At 66.7% G+C, this 17,310-nt stretch carries 19 protein-coding genes; 7 read left to right on the top strand and 12 right to left on the bottom strand.

Annotated features, from left to right (window positions below; translation table 11 throughout):
- Positions 1 to 12: 12 nt before the first annotated feature.
- Positions 13 to 873: a class I SAM-dependent methyltransferase gene (locus BMY12_RS11885; protein ID WP_093286377.1), complete on the bottom strand. Its 861-nt coding sequence runs from the start codon at positions 871 to 873 to the stop codon at positions 13 to 15.
- A gap of 568 nt (positions 874 to 1,441) precedes the next feature.
- Between BMY12_RS11885 and BMY12_RS11880 the strand changes: the two genes are divergently transcribed.
- On the top strand, positions 1,442 to 2,407 hold the full coding sequence (locus BMY12_RS11880; protein WP_143068942.1) for a hypothetical protein: 966 nt from the start codon (positions 1,442 to 1,444) through the stop codon (positions 2,405 to 2,407).
- Between the two features lie 121 nt (positions 2,408 to 2,528).
- Here BMY12_RS11880 and acnB read toward each other — a convergent pair whose 3' ends face one another.
- Together acnB and mnmA are read right to left on the bottom strand one after the other, a co-directional pair.
- Positions 2,529 to 5,120: a bifunctional aconitate hydratase 2/2-methylisocitrate dehydratase gene (acnB, locus tag BMY12_RS11875; RefSeq protein ID WP_093286371.1), complete on the bottom strand. Its 2,592-nt coding sequence runs from the start codon at positions 5,118 to 5,120 to the stop codon at positions 2,529 to 2,531.
- Positions 5,121 to 5,279: 159 nt separating this feature from the next.
- Positions 5,280 to 6,407 carry a tRNA 2-thiouridine(34) synthase MnmA gene (gene mnmA / locus BMY12_RS11870; protein WP_093286779.1) on the bottom strand — a complete coding sequence of 376 codons (1,128 nt, stop codon included), beginning with the start codon at positions 6,405 to 6,407 and terminating at the stop codon, positions 5,280 to 5,282.
- A 124-nt stretch (positions 6,408 to 6,531) separates the two neighbouring features.
- On the opposite strand from mnmA, the gene BMY12_RS11865 reads away from it, so the two are divergent.
- A complete protein-coding gene (locus tag BMY12_RS11865) occupies positions 6,532 to 6,981 on the top strand; it encodes an SRPBCC family protein (protein ID WP_093286368.1) in 450 nt (149 codons plus the stop codon).
- Here BMY12_RS11865 and BMY12_RS11860 read toward each other — a convergent pair.
- Genes BMY12_RS11860 through gspG form a run of 9 tightly spaced genes read right to left on the bottom strand, consistent with a single transcriptional unit; the run spans position 6,978 to position 13,172 of the window.
- Positions 6,978 to 7,424, bottom strand: coding sequence for an NUDIX hydrolase (locus tag BMY12_RS11860; protein WP_093286366.1), 447 nt, complete (start codon positions 7,422 to 7,424; stop codon positions 6,978 to 6,980). The genes BMY12_RS11865 and BMY12_RS11860 overlap by 4 nt on opposite strands.
- A complete protein-coding gene (locus tag BMY12_RS11855; RefSeq protein ID WP_093286363.1) occupies positions 7,421 to 8,224 on the bottom strand; it encodes a type II secretion system protein N in 804 nt (267 codons plus the stop codon). The genes BMY12_RS11860 and BMY12_RS11855 overlap by 4 nt, the downstream gene beginning before the upstream one ends.
- Positions 8,225 to 8,226: 2 nt before the next feature.
- Complete coding sequence (locus tag BMY12_RS11850; protein ID WP_093286360.1) at positions 8,227 to 8,763, bottom strand: type II secretion system protein M; 537 nt, start codon at positions 8,761 to 8,763, stop codon at positions 8,227 to 8,229.
- Positions 8,760 to 9,959, bottom strand: a complete 1,200-nt coding sequence (gene gspL, locus BMY12_RS11845) for a type II secretion system protein GspL (protein WP_093286357.1) — start codon at positions 9,957 to 9,959, stop codon at positions 8,760 to 8,762. Before gspL ends, BMY12_RS11850 begins: the two co-directional genes overlap by 4 nt.
- 55 nt (positions 9,960 to 10,014) lie before the next feature.
- Entirely contained in the window at positions 10,015 to 10,968 is a 954-nt protein-coding gene (gene gspK / locus BMY12_RS11840; RefSeq protein ID WP_093286353.1) for a type II secretion system minor pseudopilin GspK, read from the bottom strand.
- The gene (gene gspJ / locus BMY12_RS11835; protein WP_093286351.1) at positions 10,965 to 11,678 is read right to left on the bottom strand and encodes a type II secretion system minor pseudopilin GspJ; all 714 of its coding nucleotides are present in this window, start codon (positions 11,676 to 11,678) and stop codon (positions 10,965 to 10,967) included. The genes gspK and gspJ overlap by 4 nt, the downstream gene beginning before the upstream one ends.
- Positions 11,675 to 12,046 carry a type II secretion system minor pseudopilin GspI gene (gspI, locus tag BMY12_RS11830; RefSeq protein WP_093286348.1) on the bottom strand — a complete coding sequence of 124 codons (372 nt, stop codon included), beginning with the start codon at positions 12,044 to 12,046 and terminating at the stop codon, positions 11,675 to 11,677. The genes gspJ and gspI overlap by 4 nt, the downstream gene beginning before the upstream one ends.
- Positions 12,043 to 12,720 (bottom strand): prepilin-type N-terminal cleavage/methylation domain-containing protein, encoded by a 678-nt coding sequence (locus tag BMY12_RS11825; protein ID WP_093286345.1) that lies wholly within the window; start codon positions 12,718 to 12,720, stop codon positions 12,043 to 12,045. Before BMY12_RS11825 ends, gspI begins: the two co-directional genes overlap by 4 nt.
- 5 nt (positions 12,721 to 12,725) lie before the next feature.
- A complete protein-coding gene (gspG, locus tag BMY12_RS11820; RefSeq protein ID WP_093286341.1) occupies positions 12,726 to 13,172 on the bottom strand; it encodes a type II secretion system major pseudopilin GspG in 447 nt (148 codons plus the stop codon).
- 105 nt (positions 13,173 to 13,277) lie between these two features.
- Between gspG and rrtA the strand changes: the two genes are divergently transcribed.
- The 5 genes from rrtA (at position 13,278) to fabF (ending at position 17,300) form a co-directional block, all read left to right on the top strand.
- Positions 13,278 to 13,862 carry a rhombosortase gene (gene rrtA, locus BMY12_RS11815; RefSeq protein ID WP_093286338.1) on the top strand — a complete coding sequence of 195 codons (585 nt, stop codon included), beginning with the start codon at positions 13,278 to 13,280 and terminating at the stop codon, positions 13,860 to 13,862.
- Positions 13,859 to 14,788, top strand: a complete 930-nt coding sequence (gene fabD / locus BMY12_RS11810) for an ACP S-malonyltransferase (RefSeq protein WP_245732475.1) — start codon at positions 13,859 to 13,861, stop codon at positions 14,786 to 14,788. Before rrtA ends, fabD begins: the two co-directional genes overlap by 4 nt.
- A gap of 94 nt (positions 14,789 to 14,882) precedes the next feature.
- Positions 14,883 to 15,629, top strand: a complete 747-nt coding sequence (gene fabG, locus BMY12_RS11805) for a 3-oxoacyl-ACP reductase FabG (protein ID WP_093286336.1) — start codon at positions 14,883 to 14,885, stop codon at positions 15,627 to 15,629.
- Positions 15,630 to 15,768: 139 nt separating this feature from the next.
- Entirely contained in the window at positions 15,769 to 16,014 is a 246-nt protein-coding gene (gene acpP / locus BMY12_RS11800) for an acyl carrier protein (protein WP_093286333.1), read from the top strand.
- 44 nt (positions 16,015 to 16,058) lie between these two features.
- The gene (gene fabF / locus BMY12_RS11795) at positions 16,059 to 17,300 is read left to right on the top strand and encodes a beta-ketoacyl-ACP synthase II (RefSeq protein WP_093286331.1); all 1,242 of its coding nucleotides are present in this window, start codon (positions 16,059 to 16,061) and stop codon (positions 17,298 to 17,300) included.
- Positions 17,301 to 17,310 lie beyond the last annotated feature (10 nt).

Here is a 17,310-nt window from a genome sequence, read left to right as displayed (position 1 = left end):
GCGCGCGGGCGGCTAGCAGCTGGCGACCAGCAGCTCCTCGGAATTGTCCGGCGGGCGCAGACCGTCATTGCGCGCGGCGAAGTAGCGCTGCGCCAGCTGCGCGGCGGAGACATGCGCCACTTCGCGAAAGCCCGCTTCACGTGCCAGTGCCAGCATCTCCTCGGGCCGGAAGAAGCTGATGAAGGGCGTGCCATTGGCGCGGGCCCCTGCGGCTGCACGTTCGATGCCCGGCCGCACCTCCGGTGGCGCCATCTCGATCGGCAGCATGAACGACATCACCAGCGTGGAGCCGCGCGCCAGTTTCGCGATCTGGCGCAGCGTATCGGCTATCGCCTCGCGGCTGAGATACATGCTCACGCCGGTGGACGCGAGCAGGGCCGGTTCGTGCGGGTCGAATCCCGCGTCGTGCAGGCGCTGGAACCAGGGTTCGCCGGCTTCGAAATCCACCGGCACCAGCTGCAGGCCGGGCGCGATGCCGTAACCCAGCGCGATGAGGCGCTGGCGCTTCCAGGCCGAGGCGCCGGGCTTGTCGATCTCGAACACGCGCAGCTGCGCGGCGAGCTGTGGCTGGCGCTGCACGAAGCTGTCCAGACCCGCGCCGAGAATCACGTACTGCCGCAGTCCCCTGGCCAGTTGCTCGGCCAGCAGGTCTTCCACGAAGCGCGCGCGGGCGACGATGGAAGCGCGGAAGGCGCGGGTGAAGGGACTCATGTCCGGCCGGCGGCGCCAGTGGGCGTCGGGGGCGGCGAGCGCCAGACCGATGGTGTCTTCAAACACAGGAGGCGGCGCATCGGCTTCCAGATGCAGGGCCCGCCACAGGGCGACGCGCACGGCAGTGTTGTCAGGCTCGGCCGCTGTGGGTTCGCTCGTCATCACGAGGCTCCGCTGCTTCGGTTGGCGCTAGCTTAGCCCGCAGGGGCCGGGGCCCGGCGGCGCCGGCTTTTTGCGATGAGTGCCTGCCGCCGATCATGGGCAGGCACTCGCGGTTGCGGGCACAGCACTTGCCTCTGTCAAAAAACCGTGACGGTTCTCCGTCATTTCGTGACGTAAAACCGTCATCCGCGGCTGCCGGGACTCCAAATTGCATGGCGGCGAGGTGCAGCCGCCGGCCGTCCATCCCTCGCCAGTGACCGCGTGGAAGACTGCAGGCGCTGAAGGGCCAAGGCGCGCGCCGGGCGACCCCTGACAACGATGTTGGAGCGGGCGCGGTCCGGGGCGCTTCTCAACTTCCTTTCACAAGGCGAAGCCTGCATTGAAAAAATGCGAGGGCCGGAGGCTGCGCGGCGGGCAGGTCGATGACGGTGACGGCAAGGCATCTGACCTGAGCCGGTGTCCTGTGTTGCCCCGACAGAACCTGACGCGTTTCCCCTGACGCCGGCACGGCAATGTCGCACATGACTTGGATCGCCATGGCACCCATCCACAAACGTGGAGGTCTGCCATGGACCGATCCGTATCCCGTCTGCCGATTCGCGCCGCCATCACGATGTCGGGGCGCTGTTGGCGATGGGCTGCGAGCGTGCTGGCCCTGCTGCTGGCCTGCAATCTGGCATGGGCTTCCGCGACACCGGAGGAAGACGCGACGCTGATTTCCGCCGGCACCGAGCCGGGCACTGCGAAGGCGGCGCGCTATCTCAGCCTGCCCGGCGCCGAAGGCGAATCCTGGATCAGCACCAGCTTCCGCACCTTCGACAATGAACCGCTGACCCTGGATTTCTCGCTGCCGCCCGGCGCCAGCCAGGCCTCGCTGCGGGAGTTCGGCAGCTCCGATGCCGAACTCGATACCTTGATGCGCAGCTGCATGGCCAGCGGTGACTGCCGGCAGGCGGTCTTTGATCGCCAGACCACCCGTTACTACCGCGAGCACGCGCTGCGCCTGCGCAACACGCCGGATCGTGGCACGCAGCTGTATGTCGATGTCGCGCAAGTGGTCGAGCGCAACCGTGACCGGGTGCTGCCTGTGGTTGCCGCCCTGCGCCGCGTGGCCGACGAGCGTGGCTACGACCAGCAATGGCTGATTGCCGCCGCCGTGGCGCTGGTGCAGAGCGGTCTTGCCTACCGCAAGCCGGAAGGCCGCGAAGACGGGCGCGACATCTTCGGCTTCTATCCGCCGCTGCGCGCCCTGGAACGCGGCTATGGCGACTGCGACACCAAGGCCGCGCTGCTCGCCGCGATTCTGCAGAACCTCACCGATGCGCCGCTGATCGGCGTGCACGTGCCGCAGCACTATCTGCTCGGCATCGCGGCGACGCCGCAGGCCGATCAGGCCTGGCTGAGCTACGGCGGGCGCACCTATGTGCTGGTGGAAACCGCCGGGCCCGGCAAGCTGCCGCCCGGCAACATCGCCCGCCACACGCAGGCGGCGCTGACGCGCGGCGAGGACGTGCGCATCGATCCGATGTTCTGAAAAAGCAGGCAGCAGTAAAAAGCTCGCCGGTGTCGCTTCCGGCCGAGTAAGCATCCGCAAAGAAAAAGCCCGCCGGTTTGCGCCGGCGGGCTTGCTCATGCAGCGCTTGCGAATGCGCGGTTTACGCGCTCACTTCCTTGGCCGTCTCCGCGTACTCTTCGATCTTGTCGAAGTTCATGTACTGGTAGATCTTGTCGGCGCTCTTGTTGACGATGCCCATTTCCGCCAGGTACTCCTCGCGGGTGGGCAGCTTGCCGAGCTTCGAGGCGATCGCCGCCAGTTCCGCCGAGCCCAGGAACACATTGGTGTTCTTGCCCAGACGGTTGGGGAAGTTGCGGGTGGAGGTGGAGATGGCGGTGGCGCCTTCCTTCATCTGCGCCTGGTTGCCCATGCACAGCGAGCAGCCCGGCATTTCGGTGCGCGCACCGGCGGTGCCGAAGGTGTTGTACACGCCTTCCTTGGTCAGCTCGGCGGCGTCCATCTTGGTGGGCGGGGCCACCCACAGACGCACCGGGATGTCCTTCTTGCCTTCCAGCAGCTTGCCGGCGGCGCGGAAGTGGCCGATGTTGGTCATGCACGAACCGATGAAGGCTTCGTCGATCTTGGTGCCGGCGACTTCGGAGAGGAACTTGGCGTCATCCGGATCGTTCGGGCAGCAGACGATCGGCTCCTTGATCTCGTTCAGATCGATCTCGATCACGGCCGCGTATTCGGCGTCCTTGTCGGCTTCCAGCAGCGAGGGCTTGGCCAGCCATTCCTGCATCTTCTTGATGCGGCGCTCCAGGGTGCGCGCGTCCTTGTAGCCGTTGGCGATCATGTTCTTCATGAGCACGATGTTCGAGTTCATGTACTCGATGATCGGCGCCTGGTTGAGCTTGATCGTGCAACCGGCGGCGGAGCGCTCGGCGCTGGCGTCGGAGAGTTCAAAGGCCTGTTCGACCTTGAGCTCGGGCAGACCTTCGATCTCCAGGATGCGGCCGGAGAAGATGTTCTTCTTGCCAGCCTTGGCGACGGTGAGCAGGCCAGCCTTGATCGCGTAGAGCGGGATGGCGTGCACGAGATCACGCAGGGTCACGCCCGGCTGCATGCTGCCCTTGAAGCGCACCAGCACGGATTCGGGCATGTCCAGCGGCATCACGCCGGTGGCGGCGCCGAAGGCCACCAGGCCGGAGCCGGCCGGGAAGCTGATGCCGATGGGGAAGCGGGTGTGCGAGTCGCCGCCGGTGCCGACGGTGTCGGGCAGCAGCAGGCGGTTGAGCCAGGAGTGGATCACGCCGTCGCCCGGACGCAGGGCCACGCCGCCACGGTTGCTGATGAAGGTGGGCAGCTCGCGGTGGGTCTTCACGTCCACGGGCTTCGGATAGGCCGCGGTGTGGCAGAAGGACTGCATGACCAGGTCGGCGGAGAAGCCGAGGCAGGCCAGGTCCTTGAGCTCGTCACGGGTCATCGGGCCGGTGGTGTCCTGCGAGCCGACCGTGGTCATCTTCGGTTCGCAGTAGGTGCCCGGACGGATGCCCTTGCCTTCCGGCAGGCCGCAGGCGCGGCCGACCATCTTCTGCGCGAGCGTATAGCCCTTGCCGGTGTCCTTGGGCGAGGCGGGCAGGCGGAAGGTGGTGGAAGCCGGCAGGCCGAGGAATTCGCGGGCCTTGGCGGTGAGCGAGCGGCCGATGATCAGATTGATGCGGCCACCGGCGCGCACTTCATCGAGCAGCACCGGGCTCTTCAGCTCGAAGTTGGCGGCCACGGCGCCGTTCTTCTCGATCTTGCCCTCGTAGGGGAAGATGTCGATGACATCGCCCATCTCGAACTTGGAGACATCCACTTCGATGGGCAGCGAGCCGGAGTCTTCCTGGGTGTTGAAGAAGATCGGCGCGATCTTGCCGCCGAGCGTGACGCCGCCGAAGCGCTTGTTGGGCACGAAGGGAATGTCTTCGCCGGTGGCCCAGATCACGCTGTTGGTGGCGGACTTGCGCGAGGAGCCGGTGCCGACCACGTCACCGACGTAGGCGACGAGGTTGCCCTTCTTCTTGAGGTCTTCGATGAACTGGATGGGGCCGCGCTTGCCTTCTTCTTCCGGCTTGAAGGCAGCGTCCGGGCGCACCATCTTCAGCATCGCCAGGTAGTGCAGCGGGATGTCGGGGCGGCTCCAGGCATCCGGAGCGGGCGAGAGGTCGTCGGTATTGGTTTCGCCCGGCACCTTGAACACGGTGACGGTGATCTTCTTGGCCACTTCCGGACGGCTGGTGAACCACTCGGCATCGGCCCAGGACTGGATCACGGCCTTGGCGTTGGCGTTGCCGGCCTTGGCCAGCTCGGAGACGTCGTGGAAGAAGTCGAACATCAGCAGCGTCTTCTTCAGCGCGGCAGCGGCCACAGCGCCGACTTCGGCATCGCCGAGCAGATCGATCAGCGGCTTGACGTTGTAGCCGCCGACCATGGTGCCGAGCAGCTCGGTGGCCTTGGTGCGCGAGATCAGGCCGCACTTGACTTCACCGTCGGCGACGGCGGCCAGGAACGAGGCCTTGACCTTGGCGGCGTCGTCCACGCCGGGCGGCACGCGGTGGGTGAGCAGATCGACCAGGAACGCTTCCTCACCGGCCGGCGGATTCTTGATCAGCTCGATCACTTCGGCGGTCTGCTGCGCGGTGAGCGGCAGCGGGGGGATTCCGAGGGCGGCGCGCTCGGCGGCGTGTTGGCGGTAGGCTTGCAGCATGGTCGTGGTCGATCCCGTGTGGAAAGAGCGAGAGAAATCGCATCGCACGAGGTTTGCCGGCCCGCGTCGGGGGAACCGATCCGCGTGGGCAGACCCGGTACGTTGCGCGTCTCACATTCTAGCATCGAACCGCCGGCTTCTCAGGCCGACGTCGCGAATTCAGGACGCCGCCGGCCCGGCTTGCGCGATTTCGCCGCCGCCCAGGCAGCGCGGTCCGTCGTAGAGCACGCAGAACTGTCCGGGCACCACGGCGCGCTGCGGCTGGGCGAAGCGCACCCGCAGGCCCCCGTCTTCCAGCTCGATGCGGCAGTCCTGCAGCGCCTGGCGATGACGGATGCGCGCCTGCAGCGGCGTGCCGGCCGGCGGCGGTTCGGCCAGCCAGTTGAAGGGGCCGGTGCGCAGCGCCGCGCTCATCAGCCGCGGATGCGCCGGGTCCTGCGAGACCAGCAGGGCGCGGCGCGCGGCGTCCTTGCCCACCACGTACCAGGGCGCGTCGCGGCCGTGCCTGGTGCCGCCCACGCCGATGCCGCGGCGCTGGCCCAGGGTGTAGTACATCAGGCCCTGATGGCGGCCGATCTCGCGGCCGGCGTCATCGACAATGGGGCCGGGGTCGGGCTTGAGATAGCGCGACAGAAACTCGCGGAACTCGCGCTCGCCGATGAAGCAGATGCCGGTCGAGTCCTTCTTGCGATGCACCGGCAGGCCGGCGCGGGTGGCCAGCTCGCGCACCTGGGGCTTGGCCAGGTCTCCCACCGGAAACAGCACGCGCTCCAGCTGCGCGCGCGTGACGGCGGCCAGAAAGTAGGTCTGGTCCTTGTTGTCGTCGGCGGCGCGCAGCAGTTGCGGACCCTCGGCGGCATGCGCGATGCGCGCGTAATGACCGGTGGCGATGTAGTCCGCGCCCAGGCGCAGGGCGTGTTCCCGAAACGGCGCGAACTTCACCTCGCGGTTGCACAGCACATCGGGATTGGGGGTCTTGCCGGCGGCATAGTCGGCGAGAAACTGCGCGAACACGCGCTCGCGATACTCGCGGGAAAAATCCACGCGGTGCAGGGGAATGTCCAGCTCCTCGCAGACCGCGCGCGCATCCTGGAAATCCTGCGCGGCCGTGCAATAGCCTTCCTCGTCCTCGGTCCAGTTGACCATGAACAAGCCGGACACGCGATAGCCCTGCTCCTTGAGCAGATATGCGCTCACCGCCGAATCGACGCCGCCGGAGAGGCCGACGATGACGTGGGCGCCGGGCGGCGCGTGAGTGGTGCGAGCAGAGGCTTGCGGCGTGGACATGGCGGCGCGCATTGTCGCAGGTTCGCGACGTCTTGCTGCGCTCATCCCGGCGCCTTAGCCTCATGGGCAAGGGAGGGAACAGCCGCACCAGATTCCCTGGCGTTTCATGATCCGAGGAGCTCACATGTCCGGCAACACCATCCGCCTGCACCGCGTGCTGCGCGCCAAGCCCGAGAAGGTCTATCGCGCCTTCACCGAGCCGGACGCTTTCGCGCGCTGGATTCCGCCGCACGGTTTCACCTGTCAGGTGCACATCTTCGAGCCGAAGGTGGGCGGACAGCATCGGTTGTCCTTCCGCAACTTCACCACCGGCAACAGCCATGCCTTCGGCGGCCGTTTCCTGGAGCTGGTGCCGGGGCAGCGCATCCGCTACACCGACAAGTTCGACGATCCGAACATGCCGGACGAGATGGAAGTGACGGTGGAGCTGCGCGCGGTGGCCTGCGGCACCGAGCTGAACATCACCCAGGCCGGCGTGCCGGAGATGATTCCGCCGGAGATGTGCTACGCCGGCTGGCAGGAATCGCTGGAATACCTGGCGAAGCTGGTGGAGCCGGAGCTCGCCGACGGCTAGAGGTGCTGAAGCAGCGACAGCGGATACGCCTGTCCGGCCAGATAGTCATCCACGCAGCGCAACACCATGGGGCTGCGGTGCAGCGCGCTGGCGGCGATGAGTTCCTCGCGGCTCATCCACACCGCGCGCTCGATGCCGTGATCGAGCACGTGGCCGGGGCGTTGACGCAGAGCGCGCGCAATGAAGGCGATGCGTAGAAAGCCGTAAGGCAGCTGCTCGGGATCGTGATGGTAGATGCCCAGCACCTGCGTGGGTTCGACATCCCAGCCGGTTTCTTCCAGGGCTTCGCGGATCGCGCCCTGCACCAGGGTTTCGCCTTGTTCCCAGTGGCCGGCCGGCTGGTTGAGCTTGAGCTCGCCGTTGATGCGTTCTTCCACCATGAGGAAGCGGTTCTCGCGCTCGACGACGCAGGCGACCACCACATGGGCGCTCCAGTTGCTCATGGCGGGGGTCCTGGCGGTGCGCCCAGCGGCGCATTGGGCGGCGGCGGTGCGCCGGGCGCACGGCCGCTGCGGTTGATGCGGTAATAGCCCTGGTTGTCCGGCTGGCCCAGCGAGCTCAGGAAGCTCAGCACCAGCGGCGGCGCATCGGCCTTGGGCTTGAGCTGCAGATGCAGCTCGTAGCTGTAATCGCCGCGCGCGCGGGCGTCGCCATTGACCTCCAGCGGGCCGCCCAGCGTGTGGATCAGCGCGACCACGTCTTCGCCTTCGCGGCTCAGGTCGGCCTGGAAGCTGCCCAGCACCACCGGATCGCGTGCCAGGGTCCAGGCCAGGTTCTGCAGCTGCAGCTTGCCGCTGGCATCACGCGGCCAGTTGTGCTCCAGGCGAAGCAGCGGCAGCTCGGCATTGAGCTGGCCGTCGACGGGCACATAAGCCTGGCCGAAGACGCCCAGCCAGGGCTTGAGCGGGCCGCTCAGCCGCAGGTTCTGGGCGCGCAAGGCGGTCAGGCTGCGGCTCAGATGGGTGTCCAGCACGGTGCTGCCGCTGGCGCCGAGTTCGATGCCCAGGCGTGCCAGCAGCAGATCGCTCAGGCGCAGGCGCCAGTGCAGACGTTCCAGCAGGCCGGCATCGTTGAGGCGCAGCGCCGCCGCCTGGCCTTCGTAGATGCTGCCGTCCACACCCAGCAGCTGCAGCTCGGGCAGGCGCGTGCGCAGTCCGGCGTAGAGCAGGGCGGCCGGCGTGCCCAGGGCGAGGCTCAGCACGAAGCAGAGCAGGGCGGCGAGCAGGTAAGTGCGTTTGCGCATGCTCAGCGGCCGAGCGTCAGGCGGACATTGACCGCGCCCGCTGCAGTGCCCGCTTCGATTTCGGCGCTCTGCACCGTGATCGCGTAGCGGCTCTGCAGCTCGCCCAGCCAGCGCAGCAGATTGTCGAAGGACACTTCATCCAGCCATACCTTCACCGAGGTTTCGCCGTCGCCGTCCGGCTGCACGCGCGTGGGCGCCTTGCCCAGTGTCGGCTCGCGGCTGCTCTGGTCCACGGCCGCGAGTATGGAGATCCGGCGATTGGCGACGCCCTGGCTGCTTTGCGCCAGCTGCGCGGCGCTTTCGATGCGCACCGCCAGCGCGCGCGCCTCGTCCAGCGCTTCGCGGCGCGACTCGTGCGCGTTCACCAGCGGTTCCCAGAGGCCCTGGTAGAGCGCGAGCAGCAGCAGGATCACGCCGCCGCCGACCAGCAGCACGCGCTCGCGCGGTGTGCGCTGGTCCAGCTGCGCGCGCAGCTGGGCCAGCGGCTCCTGGAGTTTCTGCTGCAGCTGCTGCAGCGGCGCCTGCAAGGGATTCTTCATGTGTTGCCCAAGCGCACGCGCAGTTTCACGCCTTCGCTGCCGGAGTCGGCGGAGTCGACGCTGAAGGCCACGCCGCGGCCGGCGGCAAACCAGGCCTTGAGCGGGTCCAGCACTTCCAGCCGGCTGGCCGCGAGGCTGGCGTACAGCGCGCCATCGCGAAACTGCAGGTCCTGCAGCTTCAGGCCCGGCACGGCGACCAGCGCCTGGCTGAGCAGCTCGGTGTACTGCAGGAAATTGCCGCTGCTGCTCTGAAAGCCGGCGAGGCGCTGATTGAGCTGGCTGGACAGATCGACGATGCGCTGCTCGTCCGGAAACACCTGCTGGAAGCGCGCGATGTTCTGTTCCTGCTGCTGTTCCAGCTCGCGGCCCAGGTGCAGCGACTGCGTGGCATACAGCCCGCCGCCCAGCAGCAGGGCCAGGCCCGCCGCCAGCGCCGCCTGCCGCCAGGGCAGCAGATGCCGCAGGACATGTTCGCGGCGCGAGTAGCCGCCCTGCAGCAGATTGATGCTGGGTGCCGTGCGCAGTTGCTGCAGCAGCGCTTCGAAAGGCGAGGCATAGCCGTGCAGCACGTCCATCGGCCAGTCCAGGCGGCTGGGGTCGAAGTTCTGGCCGCGCGGAATCATCAGGCGCAGGCGACGCTGCCGGTCGGGATCGAGCAGGCCCAGGCACAGCGGCAGATCCTCGGCCAGACAGACCAGGCCGGCGTCCACCGCGCTGCGCAGCAGTGCCTGTTCGCCGTCGATCAGCACGCTGATCTGGCCGGCTTCCGGCACGGGCAGGGCGAGCAGATCGGGAATCAGCTGCTGCGGATGAATCTGGTGCGCGCCCAGCAGGTCCAGATAAGCCTGCAGACGCTCGTGGGCGATGATCGCCAGCGGCCAGCGCTGGTCCGCCTGCCGCGTGCCGAGGGCGAAGTGCAGGGCATCGACATCATCGGCCAGCTGTTCTTCGAGCACGAAGGGGGCGGCCTGCAGCACCTTGGCGGCCTGCCGTGCCGGCACCTGCACGCTGGCCAGACGCACCTCCGCGCCAGGCAGCAGCACCACCACGCGGCGCGGCGCGGCCAGGGCCGTCAGCTCGGACAGCGGGGCCTGCGCCACGGCGAAGGACGCCACGGCGTCGGCACGGGCGATGCAGTATTCCAGCGGCGTGTCGGCGTCGGCACGCTGCAGGCGGATGTAGAGGGTTTCGCGCACGCGGATTGATCAGGGAGGCGTTCGGGGCCCGGGCGATTCTACAGCCTGTTATCGATTATTCGGTGAAGCTGCTGTGGCGCAGCACCACGGGCGCGGCGGCGCCGGCGCGACGATAAAGACTATACAGGGCGAAGCGGCTGCTGCCTATGAAGATTTCGGCGTTGAGCTGGAAGTATTCGCTGGATACCGAGAGCAGGCTGTTGTCGGCGGCATTGGCGCTGTAGACATTGCGCTCGCCGAACAGCTCGCTGACGGTTTCCACCGGATGCTTGGCCCGCTCGGCGATGAACTGTTCCAGGCCGGCGCCGGGCGCGCTGGTCAGGGCCTGCAGCAGGGCCGGGGTCGCGGTGTTGACGTTGATGGTGGTGAAGCCGCCGGTTTTGACCGGCAGCGCCGTCAGATGGGGCGCCAGGCGGGCGTAGATTTCCGGCGTGACGCCGGCCACCGCCAGCAGCTCGGTGACGCTCTGCATGGCCTGGTTGGCGACGCGCCGCGGCGGCTTGAGGCTCAGGTAAGCCGAGTCTTCGGCGCCTTCGCCGCCAGTGGGTTCGTTGTCGGCATCGATGTAGTCGCGGATCGCGGCGCCCAGGCCGCGCGCCTGGTAATCATCCAGGCCGGCGGCGATGGCTGCCAGCCGGGTAAAGATCAGCAGCTGCTTCTCGTAGGCCTGCGGCTGCGTCACGGCCAGATTGTTGAGATTGAAGCGTCCCTGCAGATCGACGATGTGACCGCGCAGCACGCCTTCGCCGATCGGCAGGTAGTCCACGGCGCGCGCCCAGATATCACCCAGACCGTCGTAGCGATTCAGTTCGGCGTCGTGTGCCAGCACCGTGCGCACCCAGCCTTCGACGCCTTCGGCATACCACCAGGCCTGCTCGGACTCCTGCAGATTCTGCGTGCGATGCAGGGCCAGATTGGCCGAGCTGAGCAGCGCCGTCGCGGCAATCGCCGCCAGCGCCACCACCAGCATGGCGGTGATCAGGGCCACACCTTGCTGGCGGCGCCTCACTCGCCGTCTCCTCGGGGCAGCTGTGCCGGCGGTTCCTGATTCGGGCCGGGCGGCGGGGGCTCTGCGTCCTGCTTGCGCGGGTCCAGGCCCAGACGGAACAGAAAGTGCAGCTCACCGAAGCTGCGCGTGCGCAGGGTGATTTCCGCCGCCACCGGTGGTGCCGGCAGCTGCGTTTCCGGCGTCGTGCCCTGCACGGCGTTGAGCGGCGGCCACTGTGTCTGCCATTGCGCCTGCTCATCGAGAAAACGCCAGCCCACTTTGCTGACGCCGGCCAGCAGCAGCACGTCCTGCGGCTTGTCGTCCTGGGCGCGGTCCAGCCCACGCCAGCTGCGCCGGTGCAGACCGTCCTCTGCCAGGTGATAACTCACCCGCTGCAGGCTGCTGCGCGGCAGAAGCAGCGGATTGCGCCAGCCGCCGCGCGTGAGTTCCAGGTCACCCTCGCGATTGGCGTAGAAGGCCGGCTGCAGATCACCGTAGTTGTCGCGCACCGGACGCGGCTGCACCTGCTGCAAGTCGTCGCGCAGACGCAGATAGGCTTTCTGCACCTGCGCCAGTTCCTGCTGACCGCGCTCCACGGCGGCGCGGGTCTTGAGCACGCTGTTGAGGCCGCCGTAGGCGAGCACCGCGAAGATGGCGAAGATGGCCACCACCACCAGCATCTCCAGCAGCGTGAAGCCGGATTGCGCGAAGGTTTTGGTGGCGCGCTTCATGTGTGGCCGCTGGCAACCAGAAAGCTGCTGAGCCTGGCCGCCGGCGACTTGTCCTTCGGGCCGCTGACCGTGATCTCGACGCGGCGGACCTGCTCGTCGTCGGTCTTGCTGATCTCCACGCGCCAGCGCCAGCTGATGCCGGCCATGTCCACATCACCGTCGGACTTGCCCAGATCCGGCCACTGCCGCTGCAGCTCCAGTTCGGTGAGGCGGTTGTGTGCCACCCACAGCGCGATGCTGCGATTGCGCAGCTGCGCCGCGCCGCCGACGTAGCGCGCCATGCCGGCGAGAATCGCACCCAGGGCGATGGCGACCACGGCCAGCGCCACCACCATCTCGATCAGCGTGAAGCCGCGTGTGCGCTTCATCGCCGCACATCCAGGGTCTGCTGCTGCACATGACCCAGTTCATCGAGATCGAGGCGAAAGGCGCTGGGCACGCCGGGTGCGCCGATGTCCAGGCTCATGGCCGTGCTCTCGCCGCTGGACAGCAGCAGCACCTGCGGCTTGAGCGGCTGCTGTTTGTCCTTGTCCTGATCCTTGCCCTTGTTCCTGGTGGCAGCCTCTTGCGCCTCGGCTGTGGCTTCACCCTTGGCCTTCTGCTTCTCCGCCTGCTGATCGCGCTGGGCGGCGGTTTTCAGGCTGGCTTCGGAAACCGGCGGCACCTTCTGCTCGTTGACGCGCATCTGCAGGGTGATCGGTGATTGCAGGCGACGCGGGCGCAGCGCGCCGCTGTCGATGGGAATCCAGCCGCCGCCGGGGCCGACGGTGAGAAAGGCGTAGCCGTGCTCGGTATGGACGAAGCCCAGCTCCACGCCCTGCAGCTCAGCGTCCTCGCTGGCCAGGGCCAGCAGTTGCGCGAGCAGATGCGCTTCGCTCTCCAGCTTGTCGGCCAGCGCGCGGCTGCTGATCGAGAGCGTGGCGAAGCTCACCAGTACCCCGATGATCACCATCACCACCAGGATTTCGATCAGCGTGAAACCGCGCGAAGCGCGCGCGGCGGCAGGCACGACGAAGCGGGCGCGGGCGGGCAGGACCCGCATGGGGATCAGCCGTTGATATCCCAGTTGCCGATGTCGGCATCGGCGCCTTCGCCGCCCGGGCGGTTGTCGCGGCCCAGCGAGTAGACATCCACCTCACCCTTGGTGCCCGGGGACAGGTACTGATACGGATTGCCCCAGGGATCCTTGGGCAGCTTGTCGAGATAGCCTTCGGCGCGGTAGTTCTTCGGCTCCGGCGAGCCCGAGGGTTTGTGCACCAGGGCTTCCAGGCCTTGCTGCGTGGACGGATAGCCGTAGTTGTCCAGCTTGTAGAAGTTCAGCGCGGTGAGCAGCGCGGAGATATCGTGCTTGGCCTTGACGATGCGCGCCTCGTCGGGCTTGTTCATGATCTTGGGCACCACGAAGGTGGCCAGGATGCCGAGAATCACCACCACGACCATGATTTCGATCAGGGTGAAGCCGCTCTGCCGGCGGCGAGCATGAGGTTTGTTCATTCGGGTTAAGATTTACTAGGTTGGATGACGCCGTGTGCGTCTGGCTCGATGATAACAAACTCGCTACGTCGGACCCGTGACATCTGGGTCTGGCCTCTGTTTCTGGTGCTGCTGCTCGTACTGCTGCAAGCCTTCGGCGATGCGGGGCGCGAGTGGCTGCGCTTCGATCGCGCCGCGATTGCCGGCGGACAGTGGTGGCGCCTGGCCAGCGGCAGCTTCGTGCATCTGGGCTGGTATCACCTGCTGCTCAACAGTCTGGGCCTGCTGGTACTGGTGCTGCTCTGTCCGCAAAGACTGCCGGCCTGGGTCTGGCTGCGTCGCCTGCTGCTGCTGTCCACCGGCATGGGACTGTTTTTGTACGCGCTGGTTCCCTGGTTGCAGCACTATGTGGGCATGTCGGGCGTGATCCATGGTCTGTTCCTGCTGGGCCTGGTGCCGCAGCTGCGCCAGCGCGATCTGATCGCCGCCGCCTGCCTGCTGTATCTGCTGGGCAAGCTGGCTTATGAAATCATTGCCGGCGCACCGGTGTCCGACGAAGCCGCCCTGGGCGGGCATGTCATCACCGAGTCGCACCTGTACGGCACCATCACCGCTTTGCTTTATGGCTTGATGTTCGGCAGCTTTACCGGACGCGAGAAAGGCACCGCCCCCGAGACGTCGATAACGCAAACTGAGAATAAGCAAACATGACTTACGCGATGTTATTTCCCGGCCAGGGTTCGCAGGCCGTTGGCATGCTGTCCGGTCACAGTGATGCGCTGATCGGCCAGACCTTCGAGGAAGCCTCCACGGCGCTGGGCTGGGACCTGGCCGCGCTGGTGCGCGAAGGCCCGGCGGAGAGCCTGAACCAGACCGCGCGCACGCAGCCGGCCTTGCTGGCCGCCGGCATCGCGGTCTGGCGCCTCTGGCAGGCCCAGGGCCTGCCGGCGCCGGCGGCGCTGGCCGGGCACAGCCTGGGTGAATACACCGCGCTGGTCGCCGCGGGCAGCCTGGATTTTGCCGACGCGCTCAAGCTGGTGGAGTTGCGCGGCCAGCTGATGCAGGCCGCGGTGCCGGAAGGTGTGGGCGGCATGTCGGCGGTGGTGGGCCTGGAGGACGAGGCCATCGAGGCCTTCTGCCGCGAATACAGCGGCCCGGGCGTGCTGGAGCCGGCCAATTACAACGCGCCGGGACAGGTGGTGGTGGCCGGCAATATTCCGGCCCTGGAATGGCTGGAAGCGCAGGGCAAGGCGCGCGGCGCGCGCATGATCAAGCGTCTGCCGATGTCGGTGCCTTCGCACAGCGCGCTGCTGCGCGAGGCGGCCGACAAGCTGTTCGAGCGCCTCGGCAGCCTGAGCGTGCGCGCGCCGGCACTGCCGGTGCTGCACAATCTGGACGGCGCGACGCGCCAGGAGCCGGAGGCGATCCGGCTGGCGCTGCGTGATCAGCTGTACCGCCCCGTGCGTTGGACCGCGACAATCAAAAAGCTTGAGGAACAGGGTGTTACGCAGCTTTTTGAATGTGGTCCGGGCAAGGTTCTGGTGGGCCTGAACAAGCGCATCGTCAAGGACGCGCTGTCGTTTGCCCTGGAAGACGCCGAGGGCTTCGCCAAAGCGGTGGCTGCTGTCAAGGCTTGACCTTGATGGCTGTGCTGCCGCTATCCTATTGTCTACACAGTCAATCCCACTACGCGCCGCGGCAAGCAGCCGCCTGCACGAGCCAGCCTTTCTCATGACCGATTCCCCCCAGACCGCCGACGGCAACCGCGACACCGTGCTTGTCACCGGCGCCAGCCGAGGCATCGGCCAGGCCATCGCCCTGCGTTTTGCAAAGGCCGGCGCCAAGGTCTACGGCACCGCCACCAGTGAATCCGGCGCGCAGGCGATCAGCGCCACGCTTGCGCCTTACGGCGGTGAAGGCCGGGTGCTGGACGTGCGCGACGGCGCCGCCGTGGAAGCCTTGCTGTCCAGCATCGGCACGCTGAGCGTGCTGGTGAACAATGCCGGCGTCACCCGCGACACGCTGATGCTGCGCATGAAGGACGAGGACTGGGATCAGGTGATCCAGACCGATCTGACCTCGGTGTTCCGTCTCTCGCGTGCGGTGCTGCGCGGCATGATGAAGGCGCGCTATGGCCGCATCATCAGCATCGGCTCGGTGGTCGGCAGCATGGGCAATCCGGGCCAGGCGAATTACTGCGCGGCCAAGGCCGGCCTGATCGGCTTTTCCAAGTCGCTGGCGCAGGAGATCGGCTCGCGCGGCATCACCGTCAACGTGGTGGCGCCGGGCTTCATCGACACCGACATGACCAAGACCCTGAGCGAGGACGTGCGCAAGGGGCTGATGGATCGCGTGCCGGTGCAGCGCCTGGGCGCGCCGGAGGACATCGCCGCCGCCGTGGCGTTTCTGGCTTCGCGTGAAGCCGGTTACGTCACCGGGACCACGCTGCACGTCAACGGCGGACTGTACATGGACTGAGGCCCTCGGGCCGCAGTCGCTTGTTGCAAAATTAAGGCACTGATTTTGCGTTTTTTTCTTGGTGGCACTGTTTCTCCCAGCGATTGACTACAATACGCGGGCTTCAATCATCGATAACTGTGGTTTCAGGAGTTAATGCATGAGTACGTTGGAAGAGAAGGTCAAGAAGATCATCGCCGAGCAGCTTTCCGTGAGCGAAGATCAGATCACCCCGGATGCGTCGTTCGTGGAAGACCTTGGCGCCGACTCGCTGGACACGGTTGAACTGGTGATGGCGCTCGAAGAAGAGTTCGAGATCGACATCCCCGACGAAGAAGCCGAGAAGATCGTGACCTTCGCCGACGTGCTGAACTACATCAAAGCTCACGCCCCGCAGCAGGGCTGAGTTTTCATTTCCACAAGTTCCAATCTAGACAGGTTTTTGCCGCAATGAGCCGTAGGCGCGTCGTCGTCACCGGCCTGGGAATCGTGTCCCCTGTGGGCAACGATGTCGCCACGGCCTGGGGCAATATCCTCGCTGGAAAGTCCGGTATCGGGCCGATCACGTATTACGACGTGTCGGCCTATACCACTCGTTTCGGTGGCATGATCCGTGACTTCGACGCCAGCCAGTGGCTGAGCGTGAAGGACGTCAAGCGCACCGATCCATTCATCCATTACGGTGTCGCCGCCTCCAAGCAGGCGGTGCGCGATGCCGGACTGGAAATCACCGATGAGAACCGCGACCGCATCGGCGTTTGCGTGGGTTCGGGCATCGGTGGTATCGGCAGCATCGAAGAGCAGTGCGGCAATCTGCACCGCAGCGGCCCCAAGCGGGTGTCGCCGTTCTTCGTGCCGGCCTCGATCATCAACATGATCTCCGGCTATGTGTCCATCGATCTGGGCATCACCGGTCCGAACATCGCCACTGTCACTGCCTGTACCACGGCCACGCATGCCGTGGGTATCGGCATGCGCCTGATCCAGCACGGTGATGCGGATGTGTTCGTGGTGGGCGCCGGCGAAGCCGGCTCCGCCCCGGCGGGCCTGGCCGGTTTCTGCTCGGCGCGCGCGCTGTCCACGCGCAACGACGATCCCGAGAAGGCCAGCCGGCCCTGGGACAAGGACCGCGACGGCTTCGTGCTCGGCGATGGCGCCGGTGTGCTGGTGATCGAAGAACTCGAACACGCCAAGAAGCGCGGCGCGAAGATCTACGCCGAGCTGGTGGGCTTCGGCATGTCGGGCGATGCCTATCACATCACCCTGCCGCCGGATGATGGCAACGGCGGTCGTCGCGCGATGCAGAACGCGCTGCGCGATGCCCAGCTCAATGCCGATCAGGTCGATTACATCAACGCCCACGGCACGTCCACGCCGGCGGGTGACATCGCCGAAACCATGGGCATCAAGGCCGCGTTCGGCGAGCATGCCTACAAGCTTTCGGTGAGCTCCACCAAGTCCATGACCGGGCATCTGCTCGGCGCGGCCGGCGGCATCGAGGCGATCTTCTCGGTGCTGGCGCTGCGCGACCAGATCGTGCCGCCGACCATCAATCTGGACAATCCCAGCGAAGGCTGTGATCTGGATTACACGGCGCACAAGGCCAAGGAACGCAAGCTGGAGATCGCCATCTCCAACTCCTTCGGTTTTGGTGGCACCAACGGCTGCGTGGCGTTCAAGCGCTACGCCTGACGGACCGCGC

The sequence above is a fragment of the Solimonas aquatica genome (assembly GCF_900111015.1).
Classification (GTDB): Bacteria; Pseudomonadota; Gammaproteobacteria; order Nevskiales; family Nevskiaceae; genus Solimonas; species Solimonas aquatica.
This window is presented reverse-complemented; position numbering and strand designations above follow the sequence as displayed.